Below are 21675 nucleotides of genomic sequence, written 5' to 3' on the forward strand. Positions count from 1 at the left end.
CGGCCAGCTTCGGCGGTCAACTTCACGCGCTGTCAGAGAAGTTGACCGTACTCTCGCATGGCGTTGGCTACAATAAGAGACTGGCAACACCGGACACCGGACACCGGACACCGGACACCGGACACCGGATGCCCTTCGCCCGAAGCGGAGCGCCGTACGCCAGGCGCCGGGGCACCGCCCGTCTTCGGGCTCTCCCCCGACTGGCTGCTCGCCGACGGCTCCCCCGTCGCCGACACACTGGTCCTCTCCCACCCCGAACAGCTGGAGCGGCTGCGCGCCGCGTGCCCGGAGGCGGTGCCCACCGCCCTGCTCGCCGGGGACCCGTGTTTCGACCGGATACTGGCGGCCCGCCCCTATCGCGAGCGCTTCCGCCGGGCCCTCGACGTACGGCCGGGACAGCGGCTCGTCCTGCTGAACTCGACCTGGAACCCCGACTCCCTCTTCGGGGACGGCGGCGAGGACATACTGCCGTCGCTGCTGCCGCGGCTCACCGCCGAACTGCCCGCCGACGAGTACCGGCCGGCCGCCGTACTGCACCCCAATATCTGGCACGGTCACGGGTCCGGCCAGATCCGCGTCTGGCTGGACCGGGCCCGGCGGGGCGGGCTGGCGCTGGTGGATCCGCTGGAGGGATGGCGCCAGGCGCTCATCGCGGCCGATGTGGTCATCGGGGACGGCGGCTCGGTCAGCTACTACGCGGCGGCTCTCGGCATCCCCGTACTGATGGGCGCGGCATCAGCGGACGGACTCGACGCGCGGTCGCCGGTCGCCGCGTTCGTACGGCAGGCCCCCCGGCTCGCGCCGTACGCCCCGCTGCGGGCCCAGCTGGACGCGCTGCTCGACGGAGCGGAACAGCGGCGGCCGGGGACACCCCCCGGTCCCGCCGAGCTGGTCTCCTCGGCTCCGGGCGAGGCGGCGACACTGCTGCGCCGTCACTTCTACCGGCGCATCGGTATCCCCGAGCCCGGGGACCCCGCTCTGCTGGACCCGCTGCCGCTCCCCCCGTACGAGCGGGTGACGCGGACGGCGCCCATGCGGGTGGTGACCCGGCTGCTGGAGACCGGTGAGATCGAGGTGAGCCGGTACGCGGACCCCCGGTCGGAGCCGGCGGGTGACGGGGACGCGCATACGGCCGTGCACGAGGACACCCTGGACCCCGACAGACGCGCGCTCGCCGATGTGATCTTCCGGTACGGCACGGGGGACGATCCTCGGTACGGCACCCCGGAGGAGTGGACGGCGGAGGTACTGGCCCGCCATCCCTACTGCGAGCTGACGGCGCTGGTCACCGATCCGGGCAGTTGTACGGTCCGCGCGCGGAGCGGCACACTGCTACGGCTCTCCGGCGCGCCCGCCGCCGCCGACCCCGCCGCGTATGTCTCCGCGCTGTACGCGTGGCTGGCCGCGGGCAAGGTGTGGGAGGAGCTGGTCGCGGGCGGGATGACCGTACGCACCGGCGGGAGCGGCTCGCACCATGTCTCGGTCACACCGCTCACACCGCTCCCGCCGGGCGGTCCGGCTCATGTGGGCGGTCCGGCCCATCCGGGCAGTCCGGGCAGTCCGGGCAGTCCGGGCAGTCCGGGCGGTTCGGGATCCCCTCTCACTCCCCCGCCGCGTTGAGGCAGCGCTCGCGCAGCGCCCGCAGATGCGCGAGATGGTAGGCGGCCTTCTCGGCGTCGAGCGCAGCAGCCGCCTCGTCGATCAGCGGCAGCGCACCGCGCGGATCCCCTTCGGCGAGACAGGTCTCGGCGAGGTCGGTGAGAGTCCTCGCGGTGTTGTACGGCTCCTGGGCGACGTCGCGGAAGAACACCAGCGCCACGGCGAGCCGCTCATGGGCCTCGGCGTAGCTGCCGAGCCCGCGCAGCGCCCGGCCCCGGTGCCGGTCCAACAGGGCACGGGCGCGGGGCAGATCACGCTCGCCCTCGTCCCCTGCCCCGATGCCGTCGAGGATCGCCGCCGCCTCGTCGAAGCGGTCGTACGCCTCCTGGAAACGCCACTGGCGCAGCCGCAGCAGACCCAGCGACTCGACGCAGGACGCGTGTCCGCGCAGATGCCCGGACCGCTCCTCGGCCCGTGCGGCGGCGGTCAGCTCGGGCTCGGCCTCCTCGTACCGCCGTAGCTCCATCAGGTCCAGGGCCAGCAGCAGATGCGTCCGTCCGGCCATCCGGGACACGGGGTCATGGGCATCGGCGACACGCGCGCCCGCCCGCAGTGCGGGGAGCAGTTCGTCGTGGTATCCCGCCTTCAGCTGGAGCGGCCAGAGGGCCTGGCACAGCTGGTAGACGGCTTCCGGCCGGCCGAATTCCTCGGCCGCGTGGACCGCTTGGACCAGATTGCCCAGCTCGGCCACCAGCGCGGAAAGCGCCTCGCCCTCGTTGCCGTACGGGCTCGGGTCGCGCGCCAGCTCCTCGTAGAGCGGGCCGACGCCCCAGCCTCCCGGCAGGGCGGCGAGCCTGGCCCGTACGGCGAAGCGCAGATACCAGTCCACCGTGCGCTGCACCGCCGCGGAGTACGCCGGGATGCCGTCCACGCGGACGGCGGTCTCCTCGGCATGGCCGCGGACCACGGGGCGGTAGCGACAGCGGTCGGCGTCCACGGACTCCAGCAGCCCTCGGTCGACGAGTTCGCCGAGGATACGCGCCGCTTCGGCCTCCGGCAGGGAGACGGTGGCCGCGACGGCGGCCGGGCCGAACGCGGGCCACTCGCGCAGCGACATCAGCCGGTAGACCTTGGCGGCGGCGGGCACCAGCTCGCGGTACAGGCCCTCGACCGCGGCACGGACAGGGCCGTTGTCGGACACGGTGGGCGCCTCCTCCCGCCGGTTCGGTCCGGGGTCCTGGCCGAGCAGCCGGTGCGGCTCGGCCAGCTGCGGAGCCGCCGCCCGCAGCGCGTACGGCGAACCGGCACACCGCTCCAGCACCCGCGGCAGTACGGCGCGGGCCGCCGCCACCGTCTCCCGGTCCGTGAGGTCGGTGAGCAGCCGGCGCGCGTCCTTGTCGGAGAGCGGTCCGACGGGGATCGGCAGCGCGTCCAGCCCGCGCAGCGGCCTCGGCGCGACCACGACCGTGAACACGTCGGGCGCGGCCGTGAGCAGGGGCCTGACCTGCGCCGCCGACTGGGCGTGGTCCAGCACGACGAGCAGACGCCGGCTCGCGACGGCGCGCCGGAAGCACTCACGCCGGTCCGCCACGTCCGGCGGGATGTCGTCCCGTGCCATCCCGAGCTGGACGAGCAGGCTCCGCAGGACCGTGGACGCGTCCAGCGCGGTGCTCGCGGAGGCGCCGCGCAGGTCGGCGTACAGCTGTCCGCCGGGGAAGAGGCGCCCCGCCTCCCGGCACCCCCAGTGGATGGCGAGAGCGCTGGTGCCGATGCCTTCGGGGCCATGGATCAGCGCGACGCGCGGCCGTCCGTCCGCCGTGCGCACGGCCTCGCGCGCCAGGAGCTTCATCGCTTCCTGACGGTCCGTGAAGAACCGTATGGAGGGAGGCAGCGTCGGCACCGCGTCGGCCGTCCCCGGGCCGGGAGCGGTACGGGCGAACGCCTCCCAGGCGCGGGCGAGCGCGGGATCGGTCCGTACCACCTCGTGGATCCGCTCGGCCACGGCCGTCAGCTCGGCCGGGCCCGCGGGCGCCGTCACCTCCTGGCCGACGATGCGCCGCACCAGACCGCCGGCCGACTCCCAGGCCCACTTCCCGGCCTCATTGGCCATTCCCGCGCCCACGGCGCTCAGCACCGCGGCGATCGCCGCCAGTGACATGGGCTCCAGCATGCCCGCTCCCCCACTCCCCGTCTCCGATCCCCGGGCCGGATCCCCGGGCCCGGTCCCGGCTCCCCGGCGAGGCGCCGGCGGAGGCCGCGCGCCACGTTCCGGATCAACCGTAATAGCGATCACGGCGGTACGGGTGCGGTTGGCGACTACTCGCAACCTCTGTTGCCGAAGGGGACGTTCGGGGAAGAGGCGACGGGCCGGCCGGATGTCGCGCGAGGGGCGTCGGGGCCCCGTGCGCCAGGGGTTCCGGAGGGGGTGCCGGGGGCGCTCCGGACGGGGATTTCAGGCGATATCAGGCGGTTGCCGCCGTACGCGCTGATACTGACCCCATGACCCGACACGGAGAGCTGGGCACAGCCCTGCACCGCTGGCGTGACCGGATCGCTCCGGCCGAGGCCGGGCTGCCCGCGGACGAGCCCGGCCGGGCGGCCGGGCTGCGGCATGAGGAGCTGGCCCAGCTGACCGGTCTGTCCGTGGACTATCTCGTCCGGCTGGAAGAGGGGCGGGCGACCTCCCCGTCCGTTCAGGTCCTCGCCTCGCTGGCCCGCGCCCTGCGGCTCTCGGACGACGAGCGCAGACACCTCTTCCTGCTCGCCGGGCAGTCACCACCCGCCCTCGGCCGGGTCTCGGACCACATCCCGCCCAGTGTGCGACGGCTGCTCGGACGGCTCCCGGGGACCCCGCTCGGGGTCCATGACGCCGCCTGGAACCTGATCACCTGGAACCCGCTCTGGGCCGCGCTGCTCGGGGATCCGGCGGCGGCCCCTGGGCGGGGCCGCAACGCCGCCTGGCTGCACTTCACGGGCCAGCCCAGCCGGATCAGCCACACCGTGGAGCAGGAGGCGCGGTTCGAGGCGGCTCTCGTCGCCGACCTCCGGTCCGCGACGGTCCACTACCCCACCGACGTACGGCTGCGCTTCCTCATCGGGGAGCTGCGGCGGGTCAGCAACCGGTTCGCGGTGCTGTGGAACTCCCGTATCGCCGACTCCCACGACACCGGTACCAGGACCATCCATCACCCGGATGTCGGACCGGTGACCGTGGACTGCGACACCCTCACCGTCCCGGGGTGCGATCTCCGTATCGCCGCGTACTCCGCGGCCCCGGGCACGGACGCGGCCGACAAGCTCAGGCTGCTCGATGTGATCGGCACGGAGATGACCGGGATGACCGGGCTGACGGACATGAGCGACATGGCGCGGGGGCCCGCCCCGGCCACGGCCGCCGCCCCCGCCACGAACGCCGTTGTCGACGACCACGACCCCGGTACCGGGCACGGCCCCGCCGCCGCGCCGGAGCCCGCCGACCGATGAGCGCGAACACGGTCTGCACCGGCGCCGGCATGTCGCTGGACGGCTATATCGCGGGCCCGGAGGAGACGGGCTTCGACAAGCTGTTCACGTGGTACAGCAACGGCACGGTGCGCGTGCCGACCGCCCGTGACGACCTCACCTTCACCATGTCCCCGGTGAGCGTGGAGGCGTGGCGCGGCACGGTCGAACGCACCGGCGCGCTGGTCGTCGGCCGGCGTCTGTTCGATCTCACCTCGGGCTGGGAGGGGAATCACCCGATCGGGTGCCCGGTGGTGGTGCTCACGCACCGCGTGCCGGAGGACTGGCCGTACGAGGACGCGCCCTTCACCTTCGTCACGGACGGTATCGAGAGCGCCGTGGAACGGGCCAGGGAACTCGCGGGGCCCGGCAGGGCGGTCACCGTCAACGGCGGCACGATCGCGCGGCAGTGCCTGGACGCGCGGCTGCTCGACGAGGTGTGGATCGATCTCGTACCGGTGCTGCTCGGCGCCGGGACGCCGTTCTTCGACGAGCTGAAGAACGTACCGGTGGAGCTGGAGGGACCGCTGTCGATGTCCCAGGGCATCGGCGTCACTCATTTGCGCTATCGGGTCCGCTATCCATGACGGACGCGCGTCCGCCGAAACCCGGAACCCCCGACCGGACAGGGATACATCCGGTCGGCTCACGTGAGGGGCGCGGGACGCGGTCCGTTCCTACCGTGGCGGAATGATCAACAGATCCGTGACGCGCTCCGCGCTCTCCGGCACGGTGGCTCTCGCCGCCACCGGCCTGCTGGTCCTTCTGCCGCCGTCCCCGCCGGCCGCCGCGGACTCCCGCAGCGATCCGGCCGTACGGGCTCCGGGCCTGCCCCGCGTCCCCGTGGTCGCCGGCTCCCCCGGCGGCCATGGCTCAGCCGGATCTCCCGGACCTCATGGCTCCCCTGGCTCCCCTGGCTCCTCCGGTTCCCCCGGATCGCATGGAGCCCCCCGATCCGTCTCCGCCGCCCACGGACCGGCCGCCGGCGCTCATGGCCCCGCGAGCGCCCCGGGTGCCGATATCGACCGGGCTCTGCTGTACCGGCCGGGTACGCACGCGCGGCCCCGGGCCGGTGCCCCCGCTCCGCCGGAGCTGTCGGCGCTGTCCTGGCTGGTCGCGGATGCCCGTACGGGCGAGGTCCTCGCCGCGCGCGACGCACACCTCAAACTGCCTCCGGCCTCCACGCTGAAGACGCTCTTCGCCCTCACCGCGCTGCCGCGTCTGGCCGAACACTCCCGGCACACCGTCAAAGAGGAGGAGCTGGACGACATCGGCCCCGGCAGCAGCACGGTGGGCATCGTCGGCGGCGAGTCGTACGAAGTGGCCGATCTGTGGCGGGGCGTGTTCCTCAGCTCCGGCAACGACGCGGTGCGCGCGCTCTCCGCGATGAACGGCGGCTGGGACTCGACGGTCGCTCAGATGCGCAAGAAGGCCAAGCAACTGGGCGCGCTGGACACCCACGTCGTGTCCCCGGACGGTTATGACGCGCCAGGTCAGGTGTCGTCGGCGTACGACCTGTCGGTCTTCGCCCGTGCGGGCCTGGCGTCACCGGAGTTCGTACGGTACAGCTCGACCGTCGACGCCGAGTTCCCCGGCGAAGGCGGCATCGTCAACACCAACCGGCTGCTGAGCGGCGAGGACGGGGTCGAGCCCTATCCGGGGCTGATCGGTGTCAAGAACGGCTTCACCTCCGACGCCGGCTACACCCTGATCGCGGCGGCCAAGCGCGGCGGGCGCACGCTGGTGGCGACCGTGATGAACCCGCAGTGGGGCGGCGTCCACGCGGTCTACGAGGAGGCCAGGGAGCTGCTGGACTGGGGCTTCGCCGCCGGGAAGCGGGCCGTCCCGGTGGGCACCCTCAAGCCGCCTCCGCCGCCCGTCCCGCCGATGCCCCCGGCCCCGCCGACGCCGGCGGGTCCCGGGTCGAGCCCGATGGCGAAGGTGGCGGGGGCGGCGCCGGGCGCCCGGTCGGTGACCGTCGCGCGGGCGGAGGACGACGGTTCCGGGTCCGGCTATCTGGTGCCCGCGGTCTTCGTTAGCTCGGCCTGTCTCGCGGCCGTCGGGCTCTTCGTCGTACGGCGCTCGGGCCGGCGGCGGCCGGAGGAGGAAGAGATCATCCGCTGAGCCCGGCACCCCGCCGCCGCGGAGCCGGACACCTGCCGATGCGTCCGCCACCCACCCGCTGAAGGGCGCCTACCAGTGAGCGGGGCGCGTGAGAGACGGCGGGAGTCTGGTCGCCGCGTCTCCCTTCGCCGCGTTGACCTGGGTCTGGACGAGGAAGACGGCGCCGGTCAGATCGGCGCCCCGCAGATCCGCGTCCCTCAGGTCGGCCCCGATCAGATCGGCCAGGCGCAGATCGGCCCCCCGCAGATCGGCGGCGATCAGATACGCCCCGCGCAGGTCGGCGCCGCGCAGATCGGCGCCTTTGAGCTTGGCGCCGAAGAGGTCGGCTCCCCTGCGGTTCTTCCGCTTGCCCCGGACCTGGGCCCGTACCAGCTCACTCGTGCGCAGCAGGAGGGTGTTGACGGCCGCGCGTCGCTCCGCCACGTCCAGGGCGAGCAGGGCCTCGGGAGCGCTCCGGGTCAGGCGCTCGGTCTCGTCCAGTGCGCGGCGGATCTCGCGGTGGAGCGTACGGGCGGGTTCGAGCGCCAGCGCCTCGTCGAGGTACCACAGCAGTTCCTGGAGCTGCCGCATCACGGGAAGCGCGGCGAACATCCGCTCCGCGCTCTCGGGGGCCTGCCGCCAGTCCCGTCCGCCGAAGGTGAGCTGCGAGACCTTCTGGCCCGCGCCGAAGCAGTCGTAGACCGTGCACCCCTGGAAGCCGCGTTCCCTCAGGGTGCTGTGCACGCCGCAGCGGAAGTCCGTCCGCAGGTGGCGGCAGGGCTCCCCGGCGGCCTTGTCGACCGGGAAGTCCGCCGAGACCGAGAAGGTCAGCGCGACGCAGCAGAGCCCGAAGCAGTTCGCGCAGTCGGCCCGCAGATCGAGGCCGGAGGGCCCGGGGCCGTGAGTCCCCTCGCGGCGGGAGCCGTTGTCCCCCTCGCGGCGGGAGCCGTTGTCCCCGTCACGGCGAGGGGTGTGCATCCCCTCGCGGAGGGCGGCGTTCAGGGGGTCGGGCTGCGCTGACAAGGGTTCCGGTCTCCTGTACCTGCTGGGCGGCGGTCGCCCGACGGAGCGTACCTGCCGGCGCCGACGCAGCATGTGCAACGGGGGGTTGACCGCCTCCTGTCCTCGGTCTAGATTCCTCGCACCTCGCAGGTGTATCGATAAACCACCTGGCCGGGTTCCCACTCAGCACTCCCGTAGGAGGCCCCGCGCCGTGCGCTCCCCGCTGAACCGCCGCGGTTTCATAGCCGCCGGCGCCGCCCTCGCCGCGGGCGCCGCCGTGCCCGCGCTGTCCGGGTGCGCCGCACTGGCGGCGGCCGATTTCGACCCCGGCACCCTGGTCATCCACAGCCAGCTCGGCGGCACCGCCCCCGGCTCCGCCACCTTCCGGGCCGTGCTCGACACCTTCCGCCGGGAGAATCCGCGGATCGCGGTCAAGAGCCTGGTCAACGGCGATGAGCTCGGGCAGGTGTACGAGACGTCGCGGCTGGCGAAGAAGGAGGCCGACGTCGTCATGGTCAATCTCTACGACAAGACGGTGGCCTGGACCGAGCTGGGCGCGACCGTCCCGGTCGGCGGCTATCTCGACGCGTGGGGGCTGCGCGACCGCGTCATCCCCGGCGCGCTCAAGGAGTGGACCGACCCCGAGGGGCGGCTGCGCGCCCTTCCGTACATCAGCAGCAACTGGCCCGTCGCCTTCAACACCTCGCTGCTGCGGGCCGCCGGCGTCGACACGATCCCCACCACCGGTGACGAACTGATCGCGGCGGCCGGGAAACTGCGCGCGAAGGGCACCGCCCCCGTCACCATCGGCGGCAACGACTGGACGGGGCAGAAGCTCCTCGCCCAGATCATCCAGACGTTCCTCACTCCCGAGCAGGCCCGCGCGCTCTACTCCACGGGCGACTTCAGCGGTCTCCCGCAGGCGCGCGACGGTGTCGCGTACTTCGTCGAGCTGCGCGACGCGGGGGTGTTCACGGACAAGGCGCAGGGGCTGACCACGGACTCGATGACGACCCAGTTCAACACGGAGGCCGCCGCCATGGAGTCGGCGATGTCCTCGGCGCTGGCCCGGGTCCCCGGAAAGGTCGCCGCGCGTACGGAGGTCGGCGGCTGGCCGCTGGCTCCGGGCGCCGCGCATGCGAAGCCGACGATCCTGCGGACGTACACCGTCTCCGGGTTCTGGATCAGTCCGAACGGTACGAAGAAGATCGAGAACGTGGAGAAGTTCGTCCGCTTCATGTACCGCCCCGATGTGATCTCGCGGTTCGTCTCCGAGGGCGGTCGCGACATGGCCGTGAGGACCGACACCCTCAGCGACAACTTCCCCTTGGTCGCCAAGGCGCAGCGGCTCGGCGACAGCGTCAGCCAGGTGGTGCTGCCGGATCTGTACGTGCCTCCCTCTGCCGTGCAGCCGCTGATCCAGGCGACCAGCACCGCGTTCACCCCGGGCACCAGCGCCCGCCGCATCCTCGCTCTGCTCGACGGTGCGTACCGCCATGCCTGAGCAGGTCCGACGCCTCACGGGAGTGACCAAGTGACAACGATGTCCGTCAGGTCTGCCACCGGGCAGGACGCACCGGCCCAACCGGGCGCGGGACAGCGGAAGCGGCAGCGCGGGCCGCGCACCACGATCCTCGCCCTGCCCGCCCTCGCCTGGTATCTGATCTTCATGGTCGGCCCGATGGCCGCCATCTTCGTGATCGCGGCCATGAACTGGCCGGGGATGCTCCAGCCCGTCTCGTTCGCGGGGCTCGACAACTTCCGTACGGTGCTGGCCGATCCGGTCTTCTGGCAGGCGGTACGGAACACCGCCGTCCAGCTCGCGATCGCCCTGCCCGTCATGATCGTCTGCGCGTACATGCTGGGCTACTACGTGGCGCAGAAGCCCCCGGGGCACCGGGTGATCCGCTATCTGCTGTTCGTACCGGGGCTGATCTCGACCCCGGCCAAGGCGATGGTCTTCTACGCCGCGCTCTCCCCGGACGGGCTGCTCAACGGCGCGCTCCAGTCCGTCGGCCTCGGCTCGCTCACCGACGCCTGGCTCGCCAACTCCGGTACGGCGCTGTTCTGTCTGATCGCGCTCGACATCTGGGCCGGTATCGGCTTCACCGCCGTGCTGTTCGCGGCGCGGCTCGACAGCGTTCCCGATGAGCTGGGCGAGGCCGCGCAGCTGGACGGCGCGGGGCACTGGCGCACCATGTGGCGTGTCCACTTCCCGGTCATCAGGGACTACGTGGGGGTGGTGACGATGCTCCAGTTCCTCTGGACGCTCTTCGGCTCGGCGCAGCAGGTGCTGCTGCTCACCCAGGGCGGGCCGGCCAACTCCTCGACCACGCTGTCGTTCCTCGTGTACCAGAAGGCGTTCATCGAAACGGATCTGGGCTACAGCCAGGCCATCGGTGTGGTCCTCTTCCTGGTCGGGCTGGTGGGACTGCTGTCCATCCGCCGCACCTTCCGCCAGACGTACTGATGTGTGACGTACTGACGCGCCGACGCACCAAGTGCGCTGACGCCGTGCACACAGCCACCGATCGGAGCTGTTTCCCGTGTCCACCATGAAGTTCAGGAAGTCCTGGCTGCCCGCGCACATCCTGGTGTGGACGTACGCGGTACTGCTGGCCGTCCCGCTCTACTACTTCCTCGCCTCGGCCTTCAAGTCGAACGAGCGGATCTTCGCGAGCCCCCTCTCGCCGCCGTCCTCGTTCGGGCTCGGCAACTTCCGTACGGCCTTCGAGAGCGCCGAGCTGGGGCCCGCCATCGTCAACTCGGCGCTGGTGACGGTGTTCTCGCTGGTCCTGACCCTGGGGCTGGCGATACCCGCCGCGTTCGCGCTGGCCCGTTCGACGGGCCGGCTGGCGTCCGCGATGGAGAAGGTGTTCTCGCTCGGTTTCCTGATCCCGACCTTCGCCGCGCTCTTCCCCACCTTCCTGCTCTCGGCGGCCACCGGCCTCTTCCACACCCGCGCGTTCATGGTGCTGTTCCTGCCGGCGACCGCGATGCCGCTGTCGGTGGTGATCCTGGTGCAGTTCATGCGGACCATCCCGCGCGAGATGGAGGAGGCGGCGCGGATGGACGGTGCCTCGACGTTCGCCGTACTGCGGCACATCTACACACCGATGTGCGTGCCCGGCATCGCCACCGTGCTGCTGCTGAACTTCCTCAGCTTCTGGAACGAGTACCTCTACTCGCTGATCATCATCGGGCCTGACCCCGAGCTGCGCACTGTGCAGGTCGCGTTGCCGACGCTGAAGTCCCAGATCGGCACCGACTACGGTGTACTGACGGCCGGGACGATCCTCACGCTCGTACCCGTCTGGATCGTGTACACCATTCTCCAGAAGAGGATGCAGCAGGCACTGATCAGCGGCGCGGTGAAGATGTGAGCGGAAACAACGGCGGGACCGACTGCGGGACCGACGGCGAAAGCAACGGCGACAACAGCGGCGGCAGCGGCGGCAGCGGCGGCAGCGGCGACGCGAGCAGGCACGGCCCCGGCAGGAACACCAGGCCCACCATCAAGGACGTGGCGGCCGAGGCGGGCGTCTCGGCGACCGCCGTGTCCAAGGTCTTCAACAACACGGGCCGGATATCGGAGCCGACGCGCCTGCGTATCGTCGAGGCGGCGGCGCGGCTCGGCTGGTCGCCGAGCGCCACGGCGACCGCGCTGCGCAGGTCCCGTACCCGTACGGTCGCGATGGTCGTCCGCCGCCCCACCGATGTCCTCGGCGCGGATCCGCACTTCTCCGAGCTGATCACCGGTCTGGAGAGCGAGCTGTCGCCGCGCGGCTACGGCCTGCTGCTGCACATGGCCGGCGGGGTGGCGGAGGAGACGGCGCTGTACGAACGGCTGGCGGCGGAGGGACGTGTCGACGGCGCGGTCCTCACCGACCACAGGACGGACGACCCCCGTCCCCCGCTGCTGCGCCGACTGGGGCTGCCTGCCGTACTGCTGGGCACACCGCACCACAAGCTGCCGGTACGGAACATCACACTCGGGGACCAGGAGGCGGGCGTCACCGAGGCCGTACGGCATCTGGTGGACCTCGGCCACCGGCGTATCGCGTATGTCGCGGGCCCGGCCGAGCTGGTGCACACCGGCTTCCGCCTGCGGGTCTTCGAGCGGGAACTCGCGGCGGCGGGGCTCGCCCCGGCGGCCGTGCTGCACACGGACTTCACCGAGGCCGCGGCCGGCACCGCCACCAAACAGCTGCTGGCCCTCCCCGCCCGGCCGACCGCGATCATGTACGCCAATGACTCGATGGCGGTGTGCGGTATCGGCGCGGCCCAGCGCGCCGGGCTCGCCGTACCGGACGATCTCTCGGTCGTCGGCTACGACAATCTGCCGCTCGGGCACTGGCTGCATCCCCGGCTGACCACCGTCGACCAGCGGGTACGGGACGTCGGCGCCGCCGCGGCGCGGGCACTGCTCGCGGAGTGCGGCGAGGCCGTCGGCACCCCGCCGCTCACCGGCCGCCCCCGGCTGGTGGTCCGCGAGTCGACAGGGCCGGGCCCCGGCCGGGACAGGGCCTGACCGCCGCCGGTGATCCCGGCTCCCCAGGAAACACCGAACCACCCCCGTCACGGAGAACACATGCAACGCCACAGCGCCCACCTCACCCACGACGCTCGCGTCCTGCCCTGGGTCGGCGCCAATTTCTGGTCCCGCACCGGCGGTCCGCTGATGTGGCGCGACTACGACGGCGCGGTCGTACGCGAAGAGCTCGCCGTGCTGCGCGACCACGGGCTCTCCATGAGCCGTTCGTTCTTCTACTGGCCGGACTTCCACCCGGAGCCGCACCGGATCGACGAGGAACTGTGCGACCGTTTCCGGGACTTCCTGGACGCCCACGGCGAGCTGTCGATGGGCACCGTCCCGACGTTCATCGTGGGCCATATGTCCGGGGAGAACTGGGATCCGGTCTGGCGCGGCGACCGCGATCTGTACGAGGACGTGTGGATGGTCGGCCGGCAGGCCTGGTTCGTGAGCGAGATGACCCGGCGCTTCAAGGACCACCCCGCGGTGACCGGCTGGCTGATCACCAACGAGATGCCGGGGTACGGGCGGATCCACCAGGTCGATCCGCCGTCCTCGCACGTGGTGACGGCCTGGGCGCAGTTCATGTGCCAGGCCGTCCGGGCGGCCGGGGGCACCCAGCCGGTGTCGCTCGGCGACGGTGCCTGGGGTCTGGAGGTGACCGGCCGTGACAACGGCTTCTCGCTGCGCGAGACGGCGGAGTACGTGGACTTCGTCGGCCCGCATGTCTACCGCTCCGACACCGACCTGCCGCGCCAGCATTACCGGGCGGCCTTCGAATGCGAACTGGCCGCCGTCACCGGACAGCCCGTGATCCTGGAGGAGTTCGGCCTCTCCACCGACACCGTCTCCGCTCGCAACGCGGGCGTCTACTACCGGCAGACCCTGCACAACTCGCTGCTCGGCGGCGCGACCGGGTGGATCGCCTGGAACAACACCGACTACGACCATCTCTGGGACCGGTCCCCGTACGACCACCACCCCTTCGAGATGCACTTCGGCATCACGGACAGCACCGGGCGCCCGAAGGAGCCGCTGCGTGAACTGGCCGCCTTCACCGACGTGTTGCGGCGGGTGGACTTCGGGCACTGCCGGCGTACGGACGCGCCCACCGCGCTCGTCGTGCCCGCCTTCCTGGAGCGCGGCTACCCGTACAGCAGGCCCGCCGACCGGCCGCTGATCTTCGGCGCGCTGCACCAGGGGTACGTGGCGGCGCGCGGCGCGGATCTGCCGGTCGCGTTCGCCCGGGAGGCGGATGGTCTGCCCATGGACGGCCTGCTGTATCTGCTGCCGTCGACGCGCCAGCTGACCACCCGCACCCGGCGCGACCTGGAGCGGCGGGCGCGGGACGGCGCGACGGTCTATCTGTCCTTCTGCTCGGGCGAGCATCCGGGCACGCGCGGGCCGTGGTTCCACGATCTGGACGGGCTGTTCGGGGTGGAGCTCCAGCTCTCGTACGGTGTCGCCGAGCCGATCGGGGACGACACCCTGGAGATGACGTTCCAGGAGGACTTCGGGACGATCGCGGCCGGGGAGACACTGCGCTTCGCGGTGGCGGGCAACGAGGACAGCCGCGCCTATCTGCCGGTGGTGCCCGCCGGGGCCCGGGTGGTGGCGACCGACGCCCACGGCCGGCCCGCGCTGCTGCGCCACCGGCTCGGCGCGGGCGAGACCGTGCTGTCGACCTATCCGCTGGAGCACATGGCGGCGCGTACGGCCCGGGTCAATCCGGAGCGTACGCACCGGCTGTACGAGGCGCTCGCCGAAGTGGCGGGCGTACGGCGGCCGGTGACGGTCGGCACACCGCTGGTGGGCGCGGATGTGCTGGTGCACGAGGACGGCAGGCGCTTCGTCTGGCTGGTGAGCCAGTCCGAGCGGGAGCTGACGGTGTGTCCGGAGACCGGTGACGCGACGCTGCACGATCTGGTCTCCGGCGAACGGCTGGAGTCGGTGGAGATCGGCCCGTACGGCGTACGGGTGCTGGAACTGCGTCCGCGCGCCGCGTACTGACCGGACGGGCCCTACGGCGGTTGCGTCACAAGGCCCGCGCCCCCGGGCCCGCCGTCCGTCAGCGGGTCCGGGACCCGGCGAGGCTCCGGACGCCGGCGGGCCGGCCGGGTCAGCGCGGCGCCGGGCGGGCGTCCATCGCCCGGCGCGCCCGGTCCGCCAGACCGTCCGCGCCACAGCTCTCGGCCAGTTCGAGCCCGCAGGCCAGCTCGGCGGGGAACCCGGCGGCGATGCCGTACTCCACCCGGGCGACGGCGAGTTCGTACGCGGAGGGTGACGTTTCCAGGTGGGCGACGGCCTGCGCCAGCAGCTCGACCTTCTCCGCGCCCTCCTTCAGGGACGCGGCGCAGCACAGCGCGACCCCGATGGCGGTGTGCGTGCCGAAGCGTTCCGCCCGGTCCCTGGCGTACGAGGCGAGGTGGGCCGCGCGGCGCGGATCGTCGTCGGCGACCGCACGCGCGAGGTCGCACGCCCAGGGAGCCATGACGATGTTGTGACGGCCACGCGCGGTCAACGCCACGCCGGCCGCTTCGAGTTCGACGACGGCTTCCTTCGTACGGCCGAGGGCGAGCAGCAGCCGGCCCCGTACGCTCGGTGCGTCGGGGATGACGATCGAGGAGGAGTACGGCGGGGCGAACGCGTGGCGCTCGGCCGCCTCCAGGGCCTTGTCGACATGGCCGCGTGCGAGCAGGGTGTCGATCAGCATGCACGCCGCGTCCCAGTGCATCGGCAGACCGTTGCCGACCCGGTCGGCCAGCCGCAGGCTCTCGCGCAGATACGTCTCGGCGTCCGCGAGCCGGCCGCGCCGGCGGTGGCCGTAGCCGACGAGTGCGTGGGCGAAGGCCAGATGGCCACCGCTCCAGCCGGAGATCTCGAAGGCCCGCAGTCCTTCCTGGAACAGGCTCTCCGCGCGGTCGAGCCGGTCGGCGAACGCGTACGAGAGACCGAGCAGCGCCGGTGGTTCGAAGCCCCATGCCGTGTCGGTCCAGCCGACTCCGGGCGGCAACCGGCCGTCGAGCAGGGCCTGGTCGGCGATCTGGACGTTCTCCTCGGCGCTCTCGCCCCTGGCCGTACCGTCGAACGCGCGCAGCATCAGCAGGACCCGTTCGGTGTTGTCACGTCCGGTGAGCCCGCCAGCCAGCCGGGCGAGCCGACGGGAGCGCTCGGGGCCGTTCTCCTCGATGGCCTGCACGCCCTCCCACAGGAAGTGGGCACCCTGGAGCCGCATTCTGGCGGGTCCCTCTTCGGTGCGCGCGACCTCGGTGGCCACCACATGCGCGGCGTCACCGGTCTGGTTGTTGTGTGTCAGCGCCTGGGCGAGCCGGAACACCACATCCACCCGCAGGGCTTCGTCCAGCAGCGGGGTGTCGAGCGCGGCGCGCAGATGTCCGACCGTGGTGGCCGGTGAGGTGAGCAGCGTGGCGCAGCCCAGCTCGTACAGCACCAGAGGCCGGATGGACTCCAACGGCGGCTCCATCAGGGCGCGTTCGAGGCAGCGGCGGGCGGCGTCCGGCGCTCCCACCGCGAGGTGTTCCGCGGCGGCCTCGCGCAGCTGCTCGACGAGTTCGGGGTCGCCGTCCGGATGCACTTCGAGGAGGTGGGGCGCGGCCGCCGCCGATCCCCGGCCGCTGCGGGAGACGGCCCAGGCGGCGAGTCCGTGCATCGCGGTGCGCACACCCGGCGGGATCGCCCGGTAGACGGCGCCCGCGATCAGCGGGTGGACGAACTCCAATGGGTCCGTGCCCACGAGGATGCGGGCGGACCGCAGCCGTTCCGCGCACTCGGTGGCTTCTTCCTGGCTCATGCCCGACAGGGAGATCGCCAGATCGAGTGAGATGTCGGTGCCCAGGATGGCGGCGGCCCAGGCGAACCGGGTGGTGGCCGTGCCCAGTTCCTCCAGCCGGGCGATCAGACCGGTGCCGCGTGCCGAGGCGCCGAGAGCGCGCAGTTCGCCGGCGGACTCCTCGACGGGTTCGAGTTCGCTGTCCCGCACTTTGGCGAGCAGTTCGACGGTCTCGTACGCGTTGCCGCCGGTCACCGCCCAGACCTCACGGCAGAACGGGTCGTCCGCGTGCTCGCCGAGGGCGGCGCGGGCCAGTTCGGCCGTGGCGTCGGAGGTCAGCTCGCTCAGTGTGACCAGCAGCCGCGCGGCCGCTCCGATCTTCTGGAGAAACCATTCGGTCTCGCCGATGGCCTCCTCGGTGCGGTACGCGACGACGATGAGGACGGGCAGCGGGAGGGCGGGGCGCTCGGCGAAGGAGGTGAGCCAGGCGAGGGTCTCCAGGTCGGCCCACTGCGCGTCGTCCACGAGGAGGACGAGCGGTCCGTGGATGGCGGCGAGCCGCTCGACCAGGGCGTCGAGGCCGTCCCTGACGCCCTGCGGGTCGGCGTGCTGTTCGCCCGGTGGCGCTATGCCGAGGGCCGGGCCGACGATCTCGTACCGGTCACCGAGCAACTCCCGTGCGTCCATGGGATCGCCTGCCGGCCCTGACGCCGCGCCGGACGCCGGCGCGGTATCCGTCAACGCGGGCTGGAGCAACTGCCGTACGACGTGGAAGGGCACGGACGTGACGGTCTCGCCGCCGCGCGCTGACCACACCGCACAGCGTCCGGTGGCGAGCCGGCGCACCTCCGAGAGCAGGGCCGTCTTACCGAGCCCGGCGGCTCCCCGGTAGACGAGAAGCCCACCGGAGCGCCTGCTTCCGCACAGTGCGTCCACGGCGTTGGCCGCCGCGGCGAGTTCGGGTTCACGCTCCAGCAGCGGGAGGGTGACCGTGTCATCCGGCCGGTACACCGGCATCCCTCGCTTTCTCGAACAGTGCGCAGGTCAAGTGTTGAGGGTAGCCCCGGAGCGCCCCGAGTGGACCCGAATCAACACGAATTCGGCCGTTCGACTGCGCGACGGCGGTTCAAGGGGTAACGAGACTCCCCGGCGGACGACACGCTTCCGCGCGGGGCGGGTACGGGCCTCAGGCCGGGCGTCGCGCCGTGTGCGGCGTACCGCAGGCCGGGCAGTCCGGTCTGCGGTCGTAGCGTTCCTCCAACGGTTCGGACAGCGCCATCAGATTGAGGCCGAAGCGGAAGCCCGGTTCCATCTCCGGTACGCCCGTGAGCAGCGCGATCGCCGCGTGGACGAGGAGATGGCCGGAGAGGCCCGCGGTCACGGCGTTGACGGGGTTCCACTCCATCCGGGGCGAGGCGGCCTCCTCGTCCTGTCCCGCGGCGAGACGCAGATCGCGGCGGGCGACCTCGCCCGCGCGGTGGCACTCCCAGCACGCTCCCCGGCCGGGCGTGTGGACGCCGACGGTGACGAGCGGTCCGCGGTAGCCGGCGTCGAGCCAGGGGATTCCGGCGGCCAGACAGACGCGGTTGGCCCAGCGGCGGATCTCCGGCGGCCGGTCGGCGCAGAGCAGCAGCAGATCGTAGCCCGGCGCGAGCAGCGTGGCGATGTCGTCGGGACCGCGGACCGCGCGGTGTTCCGTGGTCAGCGCCACCCGCGAGTTGACCGCCCGCAGCGCCGCGTCGGCCGCGGTGGCCTTGGACCGGCCGATGTCGCTCTCGTGGTACAGGGGCTGCCGGTTGAGATTGGACAGCTCCACGACATCGCCGTCCACGCAGTGCATCCGGCCCACGCCCGACGCGACCAGGCCCTGGGCGGCGAAGCCTCCGGTGCCGCCGAGGCCGAGCAGCAGGACACGGGCCGAGCGCAGCCGGGCCTGTAACTCCCAGGCGGTCGCGTGCGGTTTCAGATCCATCCACCGCAGGAGCGTCACGCCCCGGCTGTACCGGACGCGGTCCTCGTCGGTGAGGGTGTCGGGCGGCTCCGCCTCGGCGTCCTCCAGGAACCCGGCCTCGTACAGCTCGGCGATCGCCTGGACGACCTCGCCCCGTCCGACGGCCGGGTGCCGGACGAGCACCTCGTCGACCGACTCGGCCTGGCCGCGGGTCCCGTCGAGCGCCTCGGTCAGTGTCCAGATCCAGCCGTCGGGGTCGGCGACCTCGGCCCCGATCCCGTACACCACGCTCCCGATGCGTACGTTCCCGTCCACGGTGCGGTAGGCACGGTGTTCGGGTTTGACCCGGGGGCGCCGTAAGCCGGACACCGGCGGTGGCGGCCGGTCCGGTTTCACGCGCGTACCGCCCTCGGCTCCCTGGACCGGGCGGCCAGCTCGGAGGCGGCCAGCACGATTCTGAACTGATGCTCCACCTGGTCATGGACCGGGATCCAGCGGGCGCGGCAGTCCGCTTCGAACGCGTCGCAGCGCCGTGTGAGGAACACGTCCAGGGCAGCGCGTACCCCGGCCGCGTCCGGATCGCCGGCGCCGGCCGCGCCGCCCGTGGTGCCGGTGCCCCGACCGGGCTCCGTGCCGTGACCGGCGGCGAGCATCTGGTGCAGCATCCCCGCCGTGCGGACCACGAGCCGCCGGGCGGCTATCCGGAGTGCCATGATCCGTGCCCGGTTCAGCGGCGGCAGTCCGCCCGTCTCGCGCAGGGCCGCCTCCGGCGCCCATTCGTCGGCCAGCCCGCCGCAGATGGCGAGGTACTCCTCGACCGGTGCGAGCAGCGGTCCCACCGAGGCGGGCAGCCCCGGCCGCACCCGCTCCAGCAGGCCGGCGAGGAACAACGCGTCCTGCCTGAGCGTCCGGCTGATGGTCTCCAGAGCGCCGGGCGGGTCGGGGTGGGCCGAGGTGTCACCGACCTCCTCGACCCCCCACATCGGCGCTTCGACGACCGCCGTGACGGTGCCGTACGCGTAGGGATGGAACCAGGTGGAGGTGGCGGTGGCGGCGGGCAGCGAGTGGAACTGATCCGTTTCCTGGGGCCGCGGCATGTCGTAGACGCCCGGCCCCGGGCTCGGCCAGAAGAAGGCGTCGTACGGTCCCAGCTCCACCGGTATCCGCAGGTCGGCGGCGGAGCGGCCGAGCCGTTCCGGGAGGCCCGGCAGCCGGCGGGTCAGCTGGACGAAGCTGCCGCCCACGTCCACACCGTGCAGCGAGCACTGGAGGTAGGGCCGCAGCTCGTCCTGGAGGTCGAGCAGGGCCCGGGTCTCCGGCATCGGTTCCGCGCCGGGCTCCGTGGGCAGCCACTCGGGCTGTTCCGCGAAGCCGGGCCGGAAGAAGTGGCGGTAGTGCTGGGCGAAGGTCATCGGGCCCTTGAGCCATCGCTCGTTGCGGCGGGCCCCGTCGGGATCGAGACAGAGAACGAAGTGCCAGGTCGTGTCCATGGCCCGGCCCGGCCGCTCGGGCCGGGCGAGATACCGGGCCAGTCGCAGGGCCGTCATGCCGCCCACCGGTTCATTGGCATGCGGCCCCGCGACCACCAGCGCGTGCCTGCTCCCCCGCCCTATGGACAGCAGCCGTATCGGCTCCCCGGCCCGTGAATAGCCGATGCGCCGCAGGACGGCGCGGTCCGGGTGCGCCGCGGCCAGGCCCCGGGCGCGAGAGGTCAGTTCGTCGACGGTGAGATAGCGACCCGGCACAGCGGCCCGTTCAGGAACCGGTCGAGTTGCTGTCGCCCGTGGTCTCTCTCCGGTCGAGACGTCGGATCTTGATGGTGGTCGGCTTGGGACGTGATGTGCTGTCGCTCTTGGCCATTTTCCCCATGGACCGCTCCTTCGACACCACGGCGCCCAACTCCCCGTCGAGCGCCCTCATGTGATGGTCCGTCACCGATTGGGAGCACGTCAACACCTGGGATGACGTGGAATGTGATATGCGGATACCCGCCGGAACAACCCGTCCGGCGGATATCTCACTGTCCGTCAGCGGGCGGTCAGGCAGATTCGCCGGAGTTCGTCAACAGGGCCTCGATCGCGGCCAGTTCCGGTTCATCGAGCGCGGCGGCGGTCAGCACTTCGAGGTTCTGGTCCAGCTGCCGCACACTGCTGGCGCCGATGAGGACGGAGGTGACGCGCGCATCGCGCAGCACCCAGGTGAGCGCCAGCTGTGCCAGGGTCTGTCCCCGCTCGCCCGCGAGCTTGTCGAGCGCGTGCAGCAAGGTCAGCTTCCGCTCGCTGAGCGCGTCCCGCTTCAGGAAGTGGCCCACGGCCATCCGCGAGTCGGCGGGCACGCCGTTGAGGTAACGGTCCGTCAACTGTCCCTGGGCCAGCGGGGAGAAGGCGATCACTCCGGCGCCCACCCCGGCGGAGGCGGCGATCAGGCCGTTGTGTTCGATGCCGCGGTCCAGGAGGTTGTACGGGTGCTGGTTGATCAGCAGCGGGGTGCCGAGGTCCCGGAGTATCCCGGCGGCCCGCTCCATCTGCTCGGGCGGGTAGTTGGACAGCCCGGCGTACAGCGCCTTGCCCTGCCGTACGGCCGAGTCCAGCGCTCCCATCGTCTCGTCGAGCGGGGTGTCGGGGTCGAACCGGTGGGAGTAGAAGAGGTCGACATGGTCGACGCGCATCCGCGTCAGTGACTGGTCCAGGCTCGCCAGCAGATGCTTGCGCGAGCCGAACTCGCCGTACGGCCCCGGCCACATGTCGTAGCCGGCCTTGGTGGAGAGGAACAGCTCGTCGCGGTAGGGGCGGAAGTCCTGCGCGTAGAGCGTGCCGAAGTTCTCCTCGGCGCTGCCGTAGGGCGGGCCGTAGTTGTTGGCGAGGTCGAAATGGGTGACGCCCCGGTCGAAGGCGCGGCGCAGCACGGCACGCTGGTTCTCCAGTGGTGCGGTGCCGCCGAAGTTGTGCCACAGGCCGAGGGAGACCTGCGGCAGCCGTACCCCGCTGTGACCGCACCGCGTGAAGCGCATGCCCTCGTAGCGGTCGGCGGCGGCGAGATGGGGAGGCTGCTTCAACGAACTCTCCTGCTTTCGTGTACACGGCGAAGGTCGAGGTCACGGCGTGGCCGAGGTCAGGACATGTCGCGGTCACGACGTGTCCCCATGGTCGCGCAGCCCGGAGCGGCGGGGTTCGGCCGGGTCTCGTTTCCGGCGTT

At 72.1% G+C, this 21675-nt stretch carries 16 protein-coding genes; 9 read left to right on the forward strand and 7 right to left on the reverse strand.

All coding sequences use genetic code 11. From position 1 onward, the window contains the following. Positions 1 to 57 precede the first annotated feature (57 nt). Positions 58 to 1620, forward strand: a complete 1563-nt coding sequence (locus tag ACZ7LS_RS26330) for a hypothetical protein (RefSeq protein ID WP_385134111.1) — start codon at positions 58 to 60, stop codon at positions 1618 to 1620. On the opposite strand, the gene ACZ7LS_RS26335 is transcribed toward ACZ7LS_RS26330, so the two are convergent. Further along, entirely contained in the window at positions 1601 to 3769 is a 2169-nt protein-coding gene (locus ACZ7LS_RS26335; protein ID WP_385134114.1) for a tetratricopeptide repeat protein, read from the reverse strand. The genes ACZ7LS_RS26330 and ACZ7LS_RS26335 overlap by 20 nt on opposite strands. Positions 3770 to 4098: 329 nt before the next feature. On the opposite strand from ACZ7LS_RS26335, the gene ACZ7LS_RS26340 reads away from it, so the two are divergent. The 3 genes from ACZ7LS_RS26340 to ACZ7LS_RS26350 all read left to right on the forward strand — a co-directional run bounded on the left by ACZ7LS_RS26340 (position 4099) and on the right by ACZ7LS_RS26350 (position 7224). Next, positions 4099 to 5082, forward strand: a complete 984-nt coding sequence (locus ACZ7LS_RS26340; RefSeq protein ID WP_382881378.1) for a helix-turn-helix transcriptional regulator — start codon at positions 4099 to 4101, stop codon at positions 5080 to 5082. Beyond that, the gene (locus ACZ7LS_RS26345) at positions 5079 to 5687 is read left to right on the forward strand and encodes a dihydrofolate reductase family protein (RefSeq protein ID WP_385134118.1); all 609 of its coding nucleotides are present in this window, start codon (positions 5079 to 5081) and stop codon (positions 5685 to 5687) included. The genes ACZ7LS_RS26340 and ACZ7LS_RS26345 overlap by 4 nt, the downstream gene beginning before the upstream one ends. A gap of 103 nt (positions 5688 to 5790) precedes the next feature. After that, the gene (locus ACZ7LS_RS26350) at positions 5791 to 7224 is read left to right on the forward strand and encodes a D-alanyl-D-alanine carboxypeptidase family protein (protein ID WP_385134121.1); all 1434 of its coding nucleotides are present in this window, start codon (positions 5791 to 5793) and stop codon (positions 7222 to 7224) included. Between the two features lie 69 nt (positions 7225 to 7293). On the opposite strand, the gene ACZ7LS_RS26355 is transcribed toward ACZ7LS_RS26350, so the two are convergent. Then, positions 7294 to 8181, reverse strand: a complete 888-nt coding sequence (locus ACZ7LS_RS26355) for a pentapeptide repeat-containing protein (RefSeq protein WP_385134211.1) — start codon at positions 8179 to 8181, stop codon at positions 7294 to 7296. Between the two features lie 235 nt (positions 8182 to 8416). On the opposite strand from ACZ7LS_RS26355, the gene ACZ7LS_RS26360 reads away from it, so the two are divergent. The 5 genes from ACZ7LS_RS26360 to ACZ7LS_RS26380 all read left to right on the forward strand — a co-directional run bounded on the left by ACZ7LS_RS26360 (position 8417) and on the right by ACZ7LS_RS26380 (position 14749). After that, positions 8417 to 9709, forward strand: coding sequence for an ABC transporter substrate-binding protein (locus ACZ7LS_RS26360; RefSeq protein WP_382525944.1), 1293 nt, complete (start codon positions 8417 to 8419; stop codon positions 9707 to 9709). A 39-nt stretch (positions 9710 to 9748) separates the two neighbouring features. Further along, entirely contained in the window at positions 9749 to 10675 is a 927-nt protein-coding gene (locus ACZ7LS_RS26365; protein WP_382525942.1) for a carbohydrate ABC transporter permease, read from the forward strand. A gap of 85 nt (positions 10676 to 10760) precedes the next feature. Then, on the forward strand, positions 10761 to 11588 hold the full coding sequence (locus tag ACZ7LS_RS26370) for a carbohydrate ABC transporter permease (protein ID WP_382874599.1): 828 nt from the start codon (positions 10761 to 10763) through the stop codon (positions 11586 to 11588). Positions 11589 to 11728: 140 nt separating this feature from the next. Beyond that, entirely contained in the window at positions 11729 to 12736 is a 1008-nt protein-coding gene (locus tag ACZ7LS_RS26375) for a LacI family DNA-binding transcriptional regulator (RefSeq protein WP_382673340.1), read from the forward strand. Positions 12737 to 12796: 60 nt separating this feature from the next. Next, a complete protein-coding gene (locus ACZ7LS_RS26380) occupies positions 12797 to 14749 on the forward strand; it encodes a cellulase family glycosylhydrolase (protein WP_385134126.1) in 1953 nt (650 codons plus the stop codon). A 109-nt stretch (positions 14750 to 14858) separates the two neighbouring features. On the opposite strand, the gene ACZ7LS_RS26385 is transcribed toward ACZ7LS_RS26380, so the two are convergent. From ACZ7LS_RS26385 to ACZ7LS_RS26405, 5 genes are all read right to left on the reverse strand, one after another. Further along, positions 14859 to 17546 (reverse strand): ATP-binding protein, encoded by a 2688-nt coding sequence (locus ACZ7LS_RS26385; protein WP_385134129.1) that lies wholly within the window; start codon positions 17544 to 17546, stop codon positions 14859 to 14861. A gap of 169 nt (positions 17547 to 17715) precedes the next feature. Further along, a complete protein-coding gene (locus tag ACZ7LS_RS26390; RefSeq protein WP_385134132.1) occupies positions 17716 to 18795 on the reverse strand; it encodes a HesA/MoeB/ThiF family protein in 1080 nt (359 codons plus the stop codon). Between the two features lie 77 nt (positions 18796 to 18872). Then, on the reverse strand, positions 18873 to 20225 hold the full coding sequence (locus ACZ7LS_RS26395; protein ID WP_385134135.1) for a M14 family zinc carboxypeptidase: 1353 nt from the start codon (positions 20223 to 20225) through the stop codon (positions 18873 to 18875). A 10-nt stretch (positions 20226 to 20235) separates the two neighbouring features. Beyond that, positions 20236 to 20400, reverse strand: coding sequence for a hypothetical protein (locus tag ACZ7LS_RS26400; RefSeq protein WP_382525931.1), 165 nt, complete (start codon positions 20398 to 20400; stop codon positions 20236 to 20238). Positions 20401 to 20518: 118 nt separating this feature from the next. After that, positions 20519 to 21490 carry an aldo/keto reductase gene (locus ACZ7LS_RS26405; protein ID WP_382526019.1) on the reverse strand — a complete coding sequence of 324 codons (972 nt, stop codon included), beginning with the start codon at positions 21488 to 21490 and terminating at the stop codon, positions 20519 to 20521. Between the last annotated feature and the right edge of the window lie 185 nt (positions 21491 to 21675).

The organism is Streptomyces sp. NPDC039430 (assembly GCF_055639435.1).